This is a genomic window from Streptomyces sp. NPDC031274 (genome assembly GCF_055570235.1).
This window is the reverse complement of the sequence record NZ_JBVIHP010000037.1, coordinates 39282-56439: the sequence shown is the minus strand read 5'-3', so window position 1 is coordinate 56439 and position 17158 is coordinate 39282. Positions and strand designations below refer to the sequence as shown.

Genomic DNA, 17158 nt, shown 5'->3' with positions numbered 1-17158 from the left:
GCGCCTGCGCTCACGCTCACCTTCTCCAGGGACCGCACCATGACACCTGCAACCGCATCCGCATCCGCCGCAACATCCGAATCCACCGAGTTCGCTGGGAAGATCGCCCTCGTCACTGGAGCCGCGCGAGGGGTGGGCCGGGAGACCGTGGCGCTCCTCCACGCCCGCGGCGCCCGGGTCGTCGCCCTCGACCTCCGCCCCGACGTCACGAACCTGGCGGAGGAGTTTCCCGGCGTCGTCACGACAAACGGTGACACCACCCAGGAGGAGTCCGCCCACCGCGCGGTGGCAACGGCCCTGGACGCCTTCGGCGGACTGGACATCCTCGTGAACAATGCCGGGCGCACCCAGAACAAGCCCGTCACCGAAACCACGGCCGAGGACTGGGACACCGTGATGGCGGTCAACGCCCGCGGCTCCTTCTTCTGCGCCCGCGAGGCATTCCGGGCCATGAAGAGCAGCGGCGGCGGCGCCATCGTCAGTACCGGCTCGTACGCCTCCACCGTCGCCCTGCCCGAAGGCGCCGCCTACAGTGCGTCGAAGGGCGCTCTGGCCCAACTGACCAAGGTGCTCGCCGTCGAGGGCGGCCCGCTGGGCATCCGCGCCAACCTCGTGGCCGCGGGCGTCATCGAGACGGACTTCCTCGACACGATCCGCCCCGACAGCCGCGCCTACCTGGCGTCCTTCGCCGCCGCGCAGCCACTGGGACGTGTGGCGCAGCCCGATGAGATCGCCGAGGTCCTGTGCTTCCTCGTCTCGCCCCGCTCCAGTTTCGTCACGGGAGCCGTGGTCGCCGCTGACGGCGGTTTCACCGCGGTCTAGCGACGCATCAGACAGCACATACACCTGGCGACCACGGCCCACGGGCCCTGGTCGTCGGCACGTCCACCGGATGATGTAACCGGGAGGTGCCCGAGTCGCGCAGCGGCATAGTCAGGCGCCGTGACCTTAGCCTCCGACTCCAGCACTCCACGACGGGGACCACTACCGGCGGTACCGCGGACAGTCTTCCGCTGTCGCGTCTGCGCAGCCGACCGATCGGCCGCATCCGCCGCATCCGCCGCTGTGCGGGGGCGGGGCACGGCTGCGGCGGCTGATGCCAGGTCGAAGCGCTTGTTCATGTCAAGGCGGAAGGTTCCGTACAAGGCAAGCACCGACGTCTCGGCGTGCTCCTTGTCGGGGCCCGTCAGAGCACCGTCCTTGCCGTAGTGGAGCACGGTGTTCACGCTGTTCCAGTTCTCCACAACCTGGAGCCCGCCGTAGATCTCGCGGCGGAGGCCGGGACTGGCCAGGTAGTCACGCGCGAAGATCGTGCGCACGGCCCGGCCGAGTTCTTCGACTGCCCGGTAGGTGGGGTGCTTGGTGCCACCCCAGGTGAAGCCGATGAATCCCGACGTTGCGTCACTTCTCGGGAGAGCACACGAAGGAGGACGAACCCACTGGCCACGGGGCTGGGAAATCAGCAGGGCTCAGGGGAACTCACGGGGTGTCGCACACCGGAGCCGGCCTGAGTGGCATCTGTCCCGGGGTGGGTCTCAGATCCAGGTGGGCACGTGCCCCTCGGTGTAGCGGGCGCCGAAGCCGCCCTGAGGCAGAATCCCGTCGATGGCCTCGAGGTCGGCGTCGGTGAGGGTGAGTTCGGCGGCGCCGACGTTTTCCTCTATGCGCTGCGGGCTGCGGGTGCCGGGGATGGGCACGATGTGCTCGCCCTGGGTCAGGAGCCAGGCCAGGGCGAGTTGGGAGACGGTGGCCCCCTTGGCCGCCGCGAGCTCGGCGAGCTTGCCCACGGCTTCGACGTTCCTCTCGAAGTTGCCTGGCTGCCAGCGCGGGTCGACGTTGCGCATGTCGGTGGCTTCGTACTGGCCGGCGGGCTTGGCGGTGCCGGTGATGAACCCGCGCCCGAGGGGAGAGTAGGCGACGAAGCCGATGCCGAGTTCGTCCAGGACGGGAAAGATTTGCTCGACGTCCCGTTCGAACAGGGAGTACTCGGTCTGCAGGACGGAGACCGGCTGCACGGAGTGCGCCCTGCGGATCGTCTCGGGTCCGGCCTCGCTGAGGCCGAAGTACTTCACCTTGCCCGCGTCGATCAGCTCCTTGACGGTGCCCGCGACCTCCTCGATGGGCACCTCGGGGTCGACGCGGTGCTGGTAGAAGACGTCAATGTGATCCACGCCGAGGTAGCGCAGGCTGTTGTCGGCGACCTTGCGGATGTTGTCGGGCCGACTGTTGAGGGCGCCGCCGATCTGCTCCGGAGGCACGGACATGTCGACACCGAACTTGGTGGCCAGAACCACGTCGTCGCGGAAGTCCCTGACCGACTTGCCGACCAGGATCTCGTTGGATCCGGTGCCCCAGCCGTACATCTCGGCGGTGTCGAAGAAGGTGACGCCCAGGTCGTGGGCGCGGCGGAGGGCGGCGGCGCCGGCCTCCTCGTCGGTGGGTCCGTAGGCCATCGTCAGGCCCATCGCGCCGTAGCCGATCGCCGAGACCTCAAGGCCCTGGCTTCCGAGCGTTCGGTTCTGCATGGTGCACTCCTCTGAAAGAAGTTAAGTGGTCGCTGGGTTCGCGGTCCGTTGTGTCAGTGCGCTGCGGCGGTCAGTCCAGCGCGGTGGATCCGGGTGTGCTCGGCGACGCGCCGACCGAGGTGGCGGGCGGTGTTCAGGTCGGCGTCGTGGACCGCGGGGGTGTCGTTGAAGCTCTGTGCGCCGGCGCCGAGGTAGAAGCCGAGGCGGTTGTCGTCCTGGGGGCCGGACGTCGTGGTGTTCCAGCCCGGCAGGAGGTTCAGGCTCACCCAGAGCATTCCGTGCTGGGCCGCCAGGAGCGAGAGGTACTGCAGGGTGTGCAGCTTGTCGCCGCTCATGGAGCCGGAGTTGGTGAATCCCGCCGCGAGCTTGTCGCTCCAGGCGCGGGTCATCCACCGCTTGCTGCTCGCCTCGGCGAAGGCGTGGAAGGCGCCGGACGCGGTGCCCATGTAGGTGGGGGTGCCGAAGATGATGGCGTCCGCGGCGTCCATCAGTTCCCAGTCGGCGTCGCTGAGGGAGGCGACGTCCACACGGTGGACCTGTGTCTCGGCGACGGAGCGTGCGCCGTCCGCGACGGCCACGGCGATCTGGGCGGTGTGGCCGTAGCCGGAGTGTGACGCGATGACGATCGAGATGCCGGACATGGGTGTTCCTCTCCTGCCGCGATGGCGGCGTGTTCGGTGGCGGTGTGGGCGGACGGCGAGCTGCCCGCTGCGGCGGTCAGCCGCACTGCTCCTGCTCCTGCTCCCGCTCCTGCTCCTGCTCCGTGAGCGGGGGCCGACGGCCCCGGCCGGGGCGCCGTGCATGCCCGGGACTCGCACACCGGCACAGGCCACCAGCAGCGTGGATCGCCGTTCCGCTTTAAACCGTAGCACCGATAAGGCGGCGATACGCAAAATGAGATATCGTTGTTCCATGAACGAGGGACGACGCGCCGTGCGGCGCCAGGTGCTGCAGGTGGCCGCCAAGCTCTTGGAGGAGGGCGGCAGCGAAGCGGTCTCCACGCGCGCTGTCGCCGCAGCCGCGGGCGTCACGGCCCCCGCGCTCTACCGGATGTTCGACGACAAGGACGGACTCCTGGCCGAGCTGGCGGCCTACGGATTCGAGATGTACCTGGCCGAGAAGCGGGAGGCGCTGGCTCTGACCCCCGACGACCCGGTGGCCGACCTCTACCGCGGCTGGGACCTGCACGTCGACTTCGGCGTGCAGCACCCCGCGTTCTACATGCTCATGTACGGCACCGTGCAGCCCGGACGGCGCCCCCCGGCCGCGGACGAGGCGCACGCCCTGCTGGTACGACTGCTGAGCCGGGCGGCCGACGCCGGGCGCCTACGGGTTCCGGTGGAGCAGGCGACCCGCGTCATCCACGCGGCGACAACGGGCGCCACGCTGGCGCTGATCGGCGAAGAGTCCTCGGAGCGGGACCTGACCACTTCGGCACGGCTGCGGGACACCGTCATCGCTTCGATCACCGCGGACTCGCCCGCCCCCTCCGGGTCGGACCTGGCCTCACGCGCACTCGCCCTCGATGCCGCACTTCAAACCGCGCTCACCACCGGTCCCCCGACTGCGGGCGCCGGGGTGCCCCTGAGCGCCGCGGAGACGACTCTGCTGCGCGAATGGCTGCAGCAGCTGGCAGGCTGAACCGGCGACTGCTCCGAGGGAGGTGGGCGCAGTCGGTTACGCCGGCCGTGGCCTGCGCATATAGCCACGTCCGTCGATGGGCCACCTGCCTCTCCGTCCGCTACGGGACGTCACAGATCACCGGTTCTGACACAGCTAATCCGTTGTTGAGGGCCTTCTGAGACAGCGGGTGTTCCCGGGATGTTCGAGTACGGGATCGTGACGTCTAGGGCAGCCGGGCGGGTAACGCCTCGGGCTGCGATGAGGGCACCTCCGCCAGCGGCGATCAGGAGGCCGGCGCCGATGTGCTCGAAGCGGTCTCGTCGGCGGTCGGTGCACCCGAGGCGGACAGCACCGAGACGTCCTCGTACTTGCCGGGCTTGTCCGGGGTCGGCCGATCGCTCGGCTTATCGCTGGGCCCCGTCGGCGAGCTTGTCGGTCGGCTTCTCCGTAGGCGGCGGGGTCGTGGCGGTCTTGGCGTTGATGGTGGTCACCGTCATCGGATCGCCCGACCATCGGATCGCCCGACTTGGCCTTGAACGTCTTCGAGGGCTTGTAGATCTCGTACCCCTCTGGCGCCTTTACCTGCTTGCCCCAGAAGCCGCTGCCGGTACGAGAGTTGACGGGCAGCTTGCCGCTGACCGTACCGTCGGAGCCGGTGGTCATGGTCAATGGGCCTGCGACCTCCTGCGTGGTGCGTGACGGCCAGGAAGTGAGTGTCTCGGCGGAAGCAGCCGCGGGCAACGCCGCACTGCGAAGTGCAAGGACAGACTGTCAGCTCGCCTGCGTCGGGAAGGCCGCGGATGACTGCTGGATACGGTCGATCAGGCGGTGCTGGTTGACGGCGTCAGTGAAGGTCGTCGCATCGGTAGTGCCGTTGGCCTTGTCACGTGCGAACGCGGCGTAGAGGTGGGCGAGGTCCTGGACGCTCTCGTCGAGCGAGGTGTCCGGGAGGGACCGGTACTTCTCGGGAACGGGCAGCACGGTGGGAGCGGATCCGGGCGCGCTCTCGGCGTTGACGCCGTGAAGGGTGTTGTCTTCGGCGTTTTCGAAGGCGCGGTCGTTGGTGATGCGCAGGACACCTTCGGTACCGGTGATGTCGATCTGCAGGCCGGTCGGAAACGCCTGGCCACCCTCCAGCTGGACGGAGAACAGGCCGCCGCTGCCCAGAGTGCCGGTGATCATCGCCTCGTCGGGCTTGGCGGAGGGGATCGTTCTGCCGGTTTCCGCGATGGCGATCTCGGGGAACTGGGTGGCGATGACCGCGGTGAGCTCCTTGGGAGGTCCGACGAGCTGGAACAGGACGTCGAGGAAGTGCCCGCCGTAGATGGAGAGCACGTGGGTGTAGTTGTCGACGTCGATGGTCCAGTCGACCTTGCCCGGCATGACCGGCCCGAACGCGTCCACCCCGACGGACATGCGGGCGGCCCGCACGTTGCCGACGTAGCCCTGAGCGAGGAGGTCCCGGGCGTAGCGGGCGGCGGGGCCGAGGCGGCGCTGGAGGCCGACGAGGTGGCGCACGCCCTTGGCCTCGGCCAGGGCCAGCAGTTCTTCCGAGTCCGAGGTCCGGGTGGTGAGCGGCCACTCGCTGTAGACGTCCTTGCCGGCCTCGATGGCGGCCTTCACGAGCGGCGCGTGCTCCGGTGAAGGCGTCACCACCGCCACCAGGTCGACGTCGGGGTCGGCGATCAGGGCGTGGGGGTCGTCGTAGGCGCGGGGGATGCCGAACGTCCCGGCCGCTTTCTCCGCGGATTCTTTCCGGCGCGCCGACACGGCCACTACCTCGAACTCGGGCAGCGACCGCAAGGCGGGGATGTGGCCGTATGTGGCCCAGCCGCCCGCGCCGATGAGGCCGACCCGGATTACCTGCTCGCTCATGCTCTGCTCCTTCATCTGTACGGGCTTGGCTTCAAGCCCCGCTTCGTCTGAGGACCCGGATCCGTCACCTCGGTGACGGATCCGGTGGCCGGCTCACGTCCGGGGTGTACCAGACAGTCGTGAGCGGGCGGAGAGGCGGCGTTACGCGGCGCCGGTCTTGGCCAACACGTCGAACTCCTCGGTGGTCAGCTCGATCGTCGCCCCGGCCACGTTGTCCTCCAGGTGCGCCACGCTGGACGTTCCCGGGATGGGGAGCAGGACGGGGGAACGCTTGAGGAGCCAGGCCAGGGCGAGCTGTGCGGGGGTGGCGTCGTACTGGTTCGCCAGCTCGGAGAGGGGGCTTCCCTGGCCGGAGAGCTTGCCGGTGGCCAGCGGGAACCAGGGGATGAAGCCGATGCCCTGCTCGGCTGCCCAGTCCAGCAGTTCCTCCGAGGAGCGGTCACTGAGGTTGTACAGGTTCTGCACGGAGACGATCGGCGCGATCTGCCGGGCTGCTTCGGCCTGGGCGACGGTGACCTCGCTGAGGCCGATGTGGCGGATCTTTCCTTCGCCCTGGAGCTTCTTCAGCTCGCCGATCTGGTCTTCCAGCGGAGTGTCGGGGTCGATGCGGTGGAGCTGGAAGAGGTCGATGCGCTCCACTCCGAGGCGGCGCAGGCTCATCTCGGCCTGCTGGCGCAGGTAGGCGGGGCGGCCGACGGGGGTCCAGAGGTCGGGGCCCTGGCGGGTGAGGCCGGCCTTGGTGGCGATGACGATGTCGTCGCTGTAAGGGCGCAGGGCCTCGCGCAGGAGAGGCTCGGCGACATCAGGTCCGTAACTGTCGGCGGTGTCGAAGAAGTTCACACCGAGCTCGACGGCGCGCCGCAGGACGCGGACGGCTTCGTCGCGGTTCTTCGGCTCGCCCCAGACACCGGGGCCGGTGAGCTGCATCGTGCCGTAGCCGAGGCGATTGATCTCGAGGTCGCCGCCGAGGCTGAAGGTGCCGGAAGCGTCGGCGTGGCGGGAGGCGGGGGCTGAAGCGGTCATGCGGGGTGTGTCCCTTCGGATCGGGCGTGCGGACGGGGCGGACGGGGCGCGGTGCCGCGTCAGCGGGGCTCGGGATCCCGTCCGCAAAAACCCTACTGTTCATGGTTGACATCGGTGTCAAGGTCAAATGGGAGAGGACCTGCCGGTCATGGTCTGCTCGGAACGCCGGGGCGGGTTCGGGAGCGTCTGTGCGGCTGCGCCGACCGTTCGTCCGGCAGCCGCCTCGGCGACGGCTTGTATGTAGTTGTCGATGGCGTCCCGGTTGCGGGTGAGGCATTCGATGCGCTGGTTCATCTGGTCGCGCTGGTGCGCGAGGACGTCCAGCAGTTCGGGGTCGGCGTCCTCGACCACGATGGTCTGGGGCTTGCCCAGGCACGGGAGCATCTGCTTGATGATGCGGGTGGGGATACCGCTGTCGATCAGTCCACGGATCTGGAGGACCCGGTCCACCAGGTAGTCGTCGTACTCCCGGTATCCGTTGTCCAGGCGTCGGGGGGTGATCAGCCCTTGCTTCTCGTAGTAGCGCAAGGACCGTGCAGCGGTATGCGTGAGCTTCTCCAGCTCACCGATACGCATGGCAACCCTCCTCCTCCCGGCTCCGGATCGCGCCCATCGCGATTTCTGGCTTGGGGCCCGCCCGCCGTGTCAGGCGTCGACGGGGCGCCAGGTGGGGTCGTTGCCGTCGCGGCGGGCGTGGCCGAAGACCATGTCCGCGAAGTGGATGCCGAAGCCGATGGTGCCGGGTTCCTGGAGTTCGGTGACGAGTCGGCGGCGGAAGTCGGCGGACTGCGCGGAATCGTGGTCGGGGGCGGCGGACCACTCGGGGTGGTGGATCTGGACCGGTGAGTGCATCGCGTCGCCGAAGGCGATGATCCGCCGCTCGCCCGCGGTGATGACGTAAGCCGCGTGACCGGGGGTGTGGCCGGGTGCGAGTCGGGCCCGTACGCCAGGGAAGATCTCCTGCCCATCCGTGACGGTGCGGACTTTGGGCGCCATCGCGTCGATCAGGTCCTTGCCCACGCCGTGCGCCTCCATGGTGTGACGCGCGGCCCACTCGTCTTCCGTAAGCAGGTACTCGGCCTGCGGGAAGGCAGGCAGATCGCTGCCGTGGAGGGGCTGTGCGAGCCAGCCGACGTGGTCGCCGTGCAGGTGAGTGAGAGCCACCGCCTCGATGTCCGCGGGGCGGCGACCGGCGCGGGCCAGATTGTCCAGCAGGTCGCCGCCGTGGAGGGCCCCGATGGGGCTGCCCGGCTCGGCCGCCAGCGACTGCGGCCCGAATCCGGCGTCGATCAGCAGGGCCCGCTCACCCTGCTCCACCAGCAGGGCGCCGATGGATCCGGTGAGCTGGCCCTCCTCGTCCAGGTACTCGGAATGCCTGGCCCATGCCTCGTCGGTGCTCTGCGGGAGCCATCCGCGGGGCGAGAACTTCACCGCTCCGTCCGGTACGTAGGTCACCTTCGTATCGCCGAGCGTCAGCGACCGCAGGCCCGAAGGGCGGCGCAGTCGCTCGGTCTGGTGCAACGGGCTGCTGTTCATGGTGCGTAATCCTTGTCTGCGGGAAGGCGGGCGATTCTCCGCCCGCACAGGAGCGGCGAGCGCAGCGCTCAGGGGCCATGTCGTCCGGGCCGGGAGGCGTAGCCGCTCCTGGACCGGACGAGACGCCCAGAGAGCCGCTTCCTCGGTCAGGGACCGTGCCGGGCGGGCGGGAGTGCCCTTCAGGCATCACCCCATCGTCTATGGTTGACATTAATGTCAAGGTCAAACGGGTGAGGGCTCGACCGGGAGAAGGAGGGTTGCCATGCGTATCGGCGAGCTGGAGAAGCTCACGCATACCGCTGCACGGTCCTTGCGCTACTACGAGAAGCAAGGGCTGATCACCCCCCGACGCCTGGACAACGGATACCGGGAGTACGACGACTACCTGGTGGACCGGGTCCTCCAGATCCGTGGACTGATCGACAGCGGTATCCCCACCCGCATCATCAAGCAGATGCTCCCGTGCCTGGGCAAGCCCCAGACCATCGTGGTCGAGGACGCCGACCCCGAACTGCTGGACGTCCTCGCGCACCAGCGCGACCAGATGAACCAGCGCATCGAATGCCTCACCCGCAACCGGGACGCCATCGACAACTACATACAAGCCGTCGCCGAGGCGTCGTCGGGACGGACCACAGCCGTCGTGGACGCCTCGTAGAGCATGGTGCTGCTCCGCTCGGAATTGACGGTGAGATTCAGAGCTTCAGCATGGGGTGGCGGTTCTCCTCGCGCTGCGCATGACGCTTTTGGCTGCGGCTCTCCCCTGCGGGCAGGAGCCTCGTCCTAGATCAGCGGATTCGGCACCGCTGAGTCCGCCGCGCGCTCGGCACCGCTGAGTCCGCCGCGCGCTCGGCACCGCTGAGTCCGCCGCGCATTGGACGCGCCGCACACTCTGTACGGAGAATCTGTTTCCGGTAATTCGGATCAGAGCTTGCCAAGGTTCTCGGGAAGTTTCAGTTCGAAATCGCGGCTCGTACCGAATCCGGCGCCATTCAGCTTCGTAAGCATCGCCCCTGCCTCGGGCCAGGCGTCCACTCCAGCGAGCACATGGTTGGAGACCCAGAGATCCCCCTCCGAGGGGACGCCGGCGCGGGCGTTGACCAGCTTCTTGCCGACCTCCAGCGCACGCTTCTCGAAACGGCTCACGCGCTGGGCGAATGCGTCGACGAAGGCGTCGAGCTCACTGTCGGGAAGGGACCGGTTCACCCAGCCGTACCGTTCGGCGATGTCCGCGTCGAAATCGTCCGCACCCAGGACGATTTCGAGGGCCCGCGAGCGTCCCACTAGGGCGGCGAGCCATTCGACGCCACCGCCGCCCGGCACCGTGGCACCGGCGACCTCCATCAGCGAGAACACCGCCCGTTCCCTCGATGCGAAGCGAATGTCGCAGGCAAGTGCAAATTCGAACCCCTGCGCGCGGGCACGACCGCGCACCTTTGCCACACTGAGAACGGAAGACTGCGCGAGCCGGGTCACAAAGCTCGGCCAGTGGTCGAACGAAGCAGCACCCGGCTGATCCGGCACCACACCATGGCTCGCAAGGTCGTGGTGGTTGACGAAAAAGTCCTCATCCGCGCTCTCGAAGACGATGACCTTAAGGTCGGCATCACCCTCGATCTTGCCCATCAGCACGTTCAGTTCCGCGAACATCTCCGGGTCGAAAAGGTTCAACGGGGGGTTATCGATGACGACGCGCCAATAGGAAGGCGATTCGTGAATGACACTGAGACGATTCGCGACGGTCATGATGTGCACTCCGTTTCAGGGAGCCATTGCGGACGGACACCTGGCCACAGTCACCGACTGTCATACACGGCGTCAGAAAGAATGGGAGGAACAGCGACTCGACGCGCTCTCTTTCGCGCGTCATGACCTCATGGTGAAACACTGACACCTGTGTCAATGTCAAATGCGGGGTCACAACGCCACTGCTTTGCAGGCCCGCTCTTCCTTCTTGCCGATCAGGTCGGCCGTCGTAGGTACGGCAGCGACCGGGCCTGGGCCCCAGGGGTGGCCTCGAACCGCCTGTGCGGGCCGGCAAGTTCGTCCGGGCCGATACCCAACTCGGCGGCGGCCTCGGCCCTGGCCCGCTGCGGATAAAGCCCGCTCTCTCGCGTGTCCGGGCCCCGTTGTGGGGCCCGGGTGCCTGCCTCCGCGGCCGAGCAGCTTCCGCGGCCCGGCCGCGGTTCGTCGCCCTAACCGGATCGGTCTCTGTGAGCCGCAGCTGTCACAGTTGCAGCCGTATCTGGGCCAAACACGTCTGTCAGGTGCGGCTGGAATCGTCGATGCGGTTTTCGGCTGAGTGTGTGGCGGCCCAGGAGGCGAGTAGACGCAGGCCCTCTTCGGAGGCGGAACCGGGTTCGGCAGCGTAGATGGTGAGGGTGAGGCCGGGTTCGGCGGCCATCTCCAGTCCTTCGTAGGCGAGAGTGAGGTCGCCGACGGCGTGGTGGTGGAAGCGTTTGGTGCCGGTGCCGTGATGGCGGACGTTGTGGGCGCCCCAGCGGGTGCGGAATTCGTCGCTGCGCGTGCACAGTTCCCCGACGAGGTCGTGCAATCCCTTGTCATGGGGGCTGCGGCCCGCCTCGGTGCGCAGGATGGCGACGGCGACATCGGCCGCCTGGTCCCAGTCGGGGTAAAAGCGTCGGGAGGCGGGGTCGAGGAAGTTGAAGCGGGCGAGATTCGCCTGGTTCCCACGGGTGGCGTAGACGTCGTCGTAGAAGGCGTGGGCGAGCTGGTTGGCGGCGAGCAGGTCCATGCGGCCGTTGCGGACGAAGGCCGGGCCGGCGGTGATGGCGTCCAGGGTCCATTGCAGGCTGCGGTGCGGCGTCCACTGCCGGGTGGCGCGGCGGCGGGGGCGGGTGAGGGCGTCGGAGCCGTCGGCGGCCTGCGCCAGATGGACCAGGTGGGCGCGTTCGGCGTCGTCGAGCTGCAGGGCGCGGGCGACCGCTTCGAGGACGGCCGGGGAGACTCCGCCGAGGTTGCCGCGCTCCAGCCGGGCGTAGTACTCCACGCTCATGTCGGCGAGTGCGGCGACCTCGCTCCTGCGCAGGCCGGGGACGCGCCGACGGCTGCCGGAGGGCAGACCCGCCTGCTCAGGGGAGATCTTCGCTCGCCGCGAGGTGAGGAACTCGCGGGCCTCTGCTTGTTTGTCCACGACTTCGACGGTACGTCCTGCACACGGCCGGAGGGATGTACTGCCAGTACACACCTCACTGGTGACTCGCTACGCGCACCAGAAGCGGGTTACCTGGATGACGTGGTGCTTTCCGCCCAGCCATGAAGGTCGGTCCGGACGGACAGCACACGCCCGGCCCCGGGCGGCGGCTCGCCGTCTGCGGCCGGTCCGTCCCTGCACTCGGCGACTGCCGGTATACCCCCTACGGCACGCCTCAGCTCGCAAAGGAACCCCTCTCATGCGCGGCGCAGTGATCCACGCCCCCGGCGACATCCGCTTCGAGACCCTCGACGACCCGAAGATCCTCAAGCCGACCGACGCGATCATCCGCACGGCCGTCACCTGCGTGTGCGGCTCCGACCTGTGGCCCTACCGCGGCGCCGAGCCGACCACCGAGGCACACCCAATGGGCCACGAGTACGTCGGCTTCGTCGAGGAGGTCGGCAGCGCGGTCACCTCGGTCAAGCCCGGCCAGTTCGTCGTCGGCTCGTTCGCCACCTCGGACAACACCTGCGCGAACTGCCGTAACGGTTTCCAGTCCAACTGCCTGCACCGCGAGTTCATGAGCACCTGCCAGGCCGATTACGTCCGCATCCCCAACGCGCAGGGAACCCTGGTCGCCACCGACGAGGTCCCGGACGAAGGGTTCTGGCCTGGTCTGCTCGCCGTCTCCGACGTCCTGGGCACCGGCTGGTGGGCCGCCGACGCCGCCGAGGTCAAGCCCGGCTCCACCGCCGTTGTCGTCGGCGACGGCGCGGTCGGCCTGTGCGGCGTCATCGCCGCGAAGGAGATGGGCGCGGAGCGGATCATCGCCATGTCCCGCCATGAGTCCCGGCAGAAGCTCGCCCTGGAGTTCGGTGCCACCGACATCGTCACCGAGCGCGGTGATGAAGGCGTCGCCCGCGTCAAGGAGCTGACCGGCGGCATCGGCGCCGACAGTGTCCTGGAGTGCGTCGGCACCGCCCAGGCCATGCAGCAGGCCCTGCACTCCACACGGCCCGGCGGCAACGTCGGCTTCGTCGGTGTCCCCCACGACGTAGCCATCGACGGCCAAGAACTGTTCTTCTCCCACGTCGGCTTGCGCGGCGGCCCCGCCCCCGTACGCCGCTACCTGCCCGACCTCATCGACCTCGTCCTGAACCGCCGGATCAACCCGGGCAAGGTCTTCGACCTCACCCTGCCCCTCGACCAGGTCGCCGAGGGCTACAGGGCCATGGACGAACGCCGCGCCATCAAGACCCTCCTCAAGCCCTGACCCGTCGCACCGCAGGACACCACCCTCGTGAAGGACTCACCGTGACCACGTTCGCTCTCATCGGGGCAGGCCCCGGCCTGGGGCTTGCCACCGCCCGCCGCTTCGGCGCCGCCGGACACAGCGTTGCGCTCGTCTCCCGCAACGCCGAGCACCTGGAGAACCTGACGGCCGAACTGAACCGTGACGGCATCCAGGCCAGCGGCTTCACCGCCGACGTCCTCGACCCCGCTGCCCTCACCACTGCCCTGCGGACTGCCGCGGAAGACCTCGGGCTGATCGAGATCCTCCAGTACAGCCCGGTACCGCGTGCCGACTTCATGAAGCCGGTCCTCGACACGAGCGCCGACGACCTCGACGCCCCATTGGCCTTCTCCGTCAAGGGCCCTCTCACCTGCGTCAACGCTGTTCTGCCCGGCATGCGGGCACTCGGACGCGGCACTCTGCTCTTCGTCAACGGGGGCAGCGCCGTACGGCCCAATCCGAACGTCGCCGGAACCTCCATCGCATTCGCCGCCGAGAGCGCCTACGCGGCCATGCTCCACGACACTCTTGCCCCGGAGAGCATCCACGCCGCCCAGCTGATCACCCCCGGGGCCATCAGGCCGGATGCCGAGCACAGCAGCCCCGAAGGCCTCGCTGAGCGCCTGTACGCCCTCCACACCGAGCGCGACGGGTTCCGTCACTACGCCGAGCCCCTGCCCGAATGAGGACCCGCTGGGTCCTCATGAATCCCGAAGCCCGTCGCGGTCCGGTCCGCGTCGCTCCGGCAGCTGCCCTGCTGCTGGCCGTGGCCGCCTGCTCCAACGAATCACAAGAAGCCACCCCGCCCTCCACGTCTGCCGCCTCCACGTCCTCGGGACAGGAGACGGCGGCATCCACCACACCGCCCATCTCCGAGAGGAGCACTTCGATGGACATCCGGGTCACCCTCGACGGCCGCCCCGTGGATGCCACCTTGAACGGCAGCCCTGCCGCACGCGACTTCGCCGAGCTGCTCCCGCTCGCCCTGGATCTCAAGGACTTCCACGGCACGGAACGGGTCGCGGACCTGCCGCGCAAGCTAAGCACCGACGGGGCCCCCGAACCGGCCGCAGCCAAGGTCGGCGACATCGCCTATTACGCGCCGTGGGGCAACCTGGCCCTCTTCCACCAGGACGGTCCTTCCGCCTCGGGCGACCTGCTCATCCTCGGCCACATAGACGCCGACGGGCTGGCCGGGGCCGACCGCATCACCATCGAATCCCCCTCCTGACCCGACCAGCCACACTCACGGAAAGAAGCACACGTATGTCTTCCCCGATCGGGACCGCCCACGGCAAGCTGCCCTTCGTCGTCTGGGTGCTCGCCGCCGGTACGTTCCTGATGGGCACCACCGAGTTCGTCATCGCCGGCCTGCTGCCGGAAATGGCCGGTGACCTCGGCGTCAGCGTCTCCCAAGCGGGCCTGCTGATCACCGCTTTCGCCATCGGCATGATCGTCGGCGGGCCGACCATGGCCCTGGCCACCCTGCGCCTGCCGCAGCGCAAGACCTTGGTTCTGGCCCTGGCGGTCTTCGCCCTCGGACACGTCGTCGCGGCCCTCAGCGGCTCCTTCGTCATCGTCCTCGTCGCACGCGTGGTCACCGCGCTGGCCACCGGCGCGTTCTGGGCCGTCGGGTTCGTCATCGCCACCGCCGCCGCGGGCCCCGGCAACTCCACCCGCGCGGTCGGCGTCATGATGGGCGGCCTGACCCTGGCCAATGTCATCGGCGTGCCGATCGGCTCTCTCGCCGGCCAGGTGACCGGCTGGCGCGGCCCCTTCTGGGCCCTGGCCGTCCTCTCCGCCCTGGCCGCCGTGTTCGTCGGCAGGTTCATCCCCCGTACGGAGCAACGTGCCCAGGTATCGGTACGGGCCGAGGTCCGTGCGCTGCGGCAGGGCCGGCTGTGGCTGGCTCTGGCCGCCGCCGTACTGATCATGGGTGGTGTGCTGGCCGCCTACACCTACATCACCCCGCTGCTGACCGACCGCGCCGGCATCCCGGCCGGTGCCGTCCCGCTGGTCCTGATCGCCTTCGGTATCGGCGCTCTGGGCGGCACCGCCATCGGCGGCCGACTGGGAGACCGGCGCCCGATGGCCACGACCATCACCGCCGCCGCGGCCACCGCCGTGACCCTGCTCCTGCTGATCCCGCTGTCGAGCGGCCCGGTCACGGCCGTCGCCCTGATCTTCCTCATGGCCCTGGCCGGGTTCACCGTCAACCCGGTCGTCACCTCCATGGCCGTCCGCGCCGCCGGTGACGCCCCCACCCTCACCTCGGCGCTGACCACCTCCGCCTACAACACCGGCATCGCCGCCGGCTCGGCCATCGCCGGCATGGCCATGGACTCCTCCCTCGGCCTGACCGGACCCGCCCTGGTCGGCGCCGTCTTCGCCACACTCACCCTGCTCCCGCTCATCGCGCTCGCCCTCAGCAACACACGCCACCGCACGCGGATCGTCGCCCAGCGCGCCACCCCGGACCCCGTGCGAGAAGACGCCTCCACACCAGCACCATCACGCCACTGACATCCGCCCAGACGCGCACCACGGCCCGGCATCGCAGGAGAACTCACATGAACGTCACTTACGACTTCACCGGCAAGGCCGCATTCGTCACCGGCGCCGCCTCCGGTATCGGCCGTACCACCGCCCTGGCCTTCGCCCGCGCCGGCGCGCAGGTCGCCCTCGTCGACCGGTCCGCCGACGGCCTGCGTGACACCGCCCGCCTCATCGAGGCCGACGGCGGGAAAGCCCTCACGCTCACCTGCGACGTCACCAGCGAAGAAGACGTCCAGGCCGCCGTCGACCGGACCGTCGAGCAATTCGGACGCCTGGACGCCGCGTTCAACAACGCGGGCGTCGAGCAGCCCGTCCAGGCCACCGCCGACACCGCCAAGCAGGACTGGGACCGCATCCTCGGCGTCAGCCTCACCGGAGCGTTCCTGTGCACCCGGGCCCAGATCCGGCAGATGCTCCAGCAGGACGGCGGCGGCGCCATCGTCAACGTCTCCTCCGGCGCCGGCGTCAAGGGCTTCAAGGGCCAGGCCGCCTACGCCGCAGCCAAGCACGGCGTCATCGGCTTCACCCGCTCCGCGGCCCTCGACCACGCCGCTGACGGCATCCGTGTCAACGCCGTCTGCCCCGGCATCATCGACACCGAGATGATCCGCCGCTTCGGCGACACCCGCCCCGGCGGCCGTGCCGGCCTCATCGCCGACGAACCCGTCGGCCGCCTCGGCAAGCCCGAGGAAATCGCCTCCGCCGTGCTGTGGCTGTGCTCCGACGACGCCGCCTTCACCACCGGCACCGCGCTCGTCGTCGACGGCGGCCAGACCGTCTGACCTGCCCAGAGCCACGCGCAACGAGCCGTTCCCATGAACCCCACCTACGACTTCACCGGCCAGGTCGCTTTCGTCACCGGAGCCTCCTCCGGCATGGGTCTTGCCGCCGCCAGCGCCTTCGCTGAATCCGGTTGTAGGCCAGGGCGACGGTCGGCGTGATCGGTCTGGCCAAGAGCGCCGCCCTCGCATACAACGCCGATCTACGTGTCACCCTTCACCTCTACCAGCGATGGCGAATACTGCGGCCCCGCGGATGCCGAGGCCCAAGACGCTTGGAAGGAATCGCAGACAACGGCGACCGTCGAGCGCATCGATCAACAGCCGTTCCCTGCAAAGGAGATCGATCAGGCAGTCACACGATCGCCCAGGGCGGAAGCTAATCCAGGCCCAGTGACCTGACCAGGTCGAGCATTTCAGCGCGATGCAGGGCGGCCGGATTGCCCGCGACGGGGTGGATGTGGCCGTCGATCTCAAGGGCCACCAGGCCGTGCATCCGGCCCCAGACACGCAGGGCGAGCGCCGCCGCAGCGGGTGGCACGTCCGGGAGGTCCTCCTGGATCTTCGCGACGTAGTCCGGGTGGAGGTCGGACCAGGAGGCATCCTCGGGCTGGCGGTGCCGGGCGTGGGGCCATGCGGCGGCCACCAGGCGCGTGAGCTCACGGCACATGCGACGTGCCGTCTGGTCCACCGGGCCGCCCTCGCCCCGGCCATCTGGGCGGCCTGCTGGCTGCAGGGGTGCTGCTGCAGCCGGTCTTGGCGGTCCAGCCGCCACCTCCGCCGGAGAGCG

The 17158-nt window shown here is 69.0% G+C and carries 18 protein-coding genes and 1 pseudogene; 9 read left to right on the top strand and 10 right to left on the bottom strand.

Going from position 1 to position 17158, the window contains the following annotated elements:
- Positions 1-39: 39 nt before the first annotated feature.
- Positions 40-822 (top strand): SDR family NAD(P)-dependent oxidoreductase, encoded by a 783-nt coding sequence (locus ACZ5CR_RS39710; RefSeq protein ID WP_468867018.1) that lies wholly within the window; start codon positions 40-42, stop codon positions 820-822.
- Here the strand turns inward: ACZ5CR_RS39710 and ACZ5CR_RS39705 are convergent.
- From ACZ5CR_RS39705 to ACZ5CR_RS39695, 3 genes are all read right to left on the bottom strand, one after another.
- Positions 819-1385, bottom strand: a complete 567-nt coding sequence (locus tag ACZ5CR_RS39705; protein ID WP_468867082.1) for a Tn3 family transposase — start codon at positions 1383-1385, stop codon at positions 819-821. The genes ACZ5CR_RS39710 and ACZ5CR_RS39705 overlap by 4 nt on opposite strands.
- Positions 1386-1535: 150 nt before the next feature.
- A complete protein-coding gene (locus tag ACZ5CR_RS39700; RefSeq protein ID WP_468867016.1) occupies positions 1536-2525 on the bottom strand; it encodes an aldo/keto reductase in 990 nt (329 codons plus the stop codon).
- Positions 2526-2578: 53 nt separating this feature from the next.
- Positions 2579-3166, bottom strand: coding sequence for a flavodoxin family protein (locus ACZ5CR_RS39695; protein WP_468867014.1), 588 nt, complete (start codon positions 3164-3166; stop codon positions 2579-2581).
- A gap of 271 nt (positions 3167-3437) precedes the next feature.
- Between ACZ5CR_RS39695 and ACZ5CR_RS39690 the strand changes: the two genes are divergently transcribed.
- On the top strand, positions 3438-4166 hold the full coding sequence (locus ACZ5CR_RS39690) for a TetR family transcriptional regulator (RefSeq protein WP_468867012.1): 729 nt from the start codon (positions 3438-3440) through the stop codon (positions 4164-4166).
- A gap of 753 nt (positions 4167-4919) precedes the next feature.
- Here the strand turns inward: ACZ5CR_RS39690 and ACZ5CR_RS39685 are convergent.
- The 4 genes from ACZ5CR_RS39685 to ACZ5CR_RS39670 form a co-directional block, all read right to left on the bottom strand.
- The gene (locus tag ACZ5CR_RS39685) at positions 4920-6023 is read right to left on the bottom strand and encodes a Gfo/Idh/MocA family protein (protein ID WP_468867009.1); all 1104 of its coding nucleotides are present in this window, start codon (positions 6021-6023) and stop codon (positions 4920-4922) included.
- Between the two features lie 141 nt (positions 6024-6164).
- Positions 6165-7046 carry an aldo/keto reductase gene (locus ACZ5CR_RS39680; RefSeq protein WP_468867008.1) on the bottom strand — a complete coding sequence of 294 codons (882 nt, stop codon included), beginning with the start codon at positions 7044-7046 and terminating at the stop codon, positions 6165-6167.
- 123 nt (positions 7047-7169) lie between these two features.
- A complete protein-coding gene (locus tag ACZ5CR_RS39675; protein ID WP_468867006.1) occupies positions 7170-7622 on the bottom strand; it encodes a MerR family transcriptional regulator in 453 nt (150 codons plus the stop codon).
- A 69-nt stretch (positions 7623-7691) separates the two neighbouring features.
- Positions 7692-8582 carry an MBL fold metallo-hydrolase gene (locus tag ACZ5CR_RS39670; RefSeq protein ID WP_468867004.1) on the bottom strand — a complete coding sequence of 297 codons (891 nt, stop codon included), beginning with the start codon at positions 8580-8582 and terminating at the stop codon, positions 7692-7694.
- A gap of 262 nt (positions 8583-8844) precedes the next feature.
- On the opposite strand from ACZ5CR_RS39670, the gene ACZ5CR_RS39665 reads away from it, so the two are divergent.
- On the top strand, positions 8845-9240 hold the full coding sequence (locus ACZ5CR_RS39665; protein ID WP_468867002.1) for a MerR family transcriptional regulator: 396 nt from the start codon (positions 8845-8847) through the stop codon (positions 9238-9240).
- A 266-nt stretch (positions 9241-9506) separates the two neighbouring features.
- On the opposite strand, the gene ACZ5CR_RS39660 is transcribed toward ACZ5CR_RS39665, so the two are convergent.
- Together ACZ5CR_RS39660 and ACZ5CR_RS39655 are read right to left on the bottom strand one after the other, a co-directional pair.
- A complete protein-coding gene (locus ACZ5CR_RS39660) occupies positions 9507-10328 on the bottom strand; it encodes an enoyl-CoA hydratase/isomerase family protein (protein WP_468867000.1) in 822 nt (273 codons plus the stop codon).
- A gap of 517 nt (positions 10329-10845) precedes the next feature.
- Positions 10846-11736 carry a helix-turn-helix transcriptional regulator gene (locus tag ACZ5CR_RS39655; protein ID WP_468866999.1) on the bottom strand — a complete coding sequence of 297 codons (891 nt, stop codon included), beginning with the start codon at positions 11734-11736 and terminating at the stop codon, positions 10846-10848.
- 259 nt (positions 11737-11995) lie between these two features.
- On the opposite strand from ACZ5CR_RS39655, the gene ACZ5CR_RS39650 reads away from it, so the two are divergent.
- From ACZ5CR_RS39650 to ACZ5CR_RS39625, 6 genes and pseudogenes are all read left to right on the top strand, one after another.
- Positions 11996-13012, top strand: a complete 1017-nt coding sequence (locus tag ACZ5CR_RS39650; RefSeq protein WP_468866997.1) for a zinc-dependent alcohol dehydrogenase family protein — start codon at positions 11996-11998, stop codon at positions 13010-13012.
- A 41-nt stretch (positions 13013-13053) separates the two neighbouring features.
- Entirely contained in the window at positions 13054-13719 is a 666-nt protein-coding gene (locus ACZ5CR_RS39645) for an SDR family oxidoreductase (RefSeq protein ID WP_468866995.1), read from the top strand.
- Between the two features lie 17 nt (positions 13720-13736).
- Positions 13737-14264: a cyclophilin-like fold protein gene (locus tag ACZ5CR_RS39640; protein ID WP_468866993.1), complete on the top strand. Its 528-nt coding sequence runs from the start codon at positions 13737-13739 to the stop codon at positions 14262-14264.
- A gap of 35 nt (positions 14265-14299) precedes the next feature.
- A complete protein-coding gene (locus ACZ5CR_RS39635) occupies positions 14300-15556 on the top strand; it encodes an MFS transporter (RefSeq protein WP_468866991.1) in 1257 nt (418 codons plus the stop codon).
- A gap of 47 nt (positions 15557-15603) precedes the next feature.
- Positions 15604-16371, top strand: coding sequence for an SDR family oxidoreductase (locus ACZ5CR_RS39630; protein WP_468866989.1), 768 nt, complete (start codon positions 15604-15606; stop codon positions 16369-16371).
- 33 nt (positions 16372-16404) lie between these two features.
- Positions 16405-16503 (top strand): annotated as a pseudogene (locus ACZ5CR_RS39625) (oxidoreductase); the annotation flags it as partial.
- 244 nt (positions 16504-16747) lie between these two features.
- Here ACZ5CR_RS39625 and ACZ5CR_RS39620 read toward each other — a convergent pair.
- Entirely contained in the window at positions 16748-17059 is a 312-nt protein-coding gene (locus ACZ5CR_RS39620) for a WHG domain-containing protein (RefSeq protein ID WP_468866987.1), read from the bottom strand.
- Positions 17060-17158: the final 99 nt, after the last annotated feature.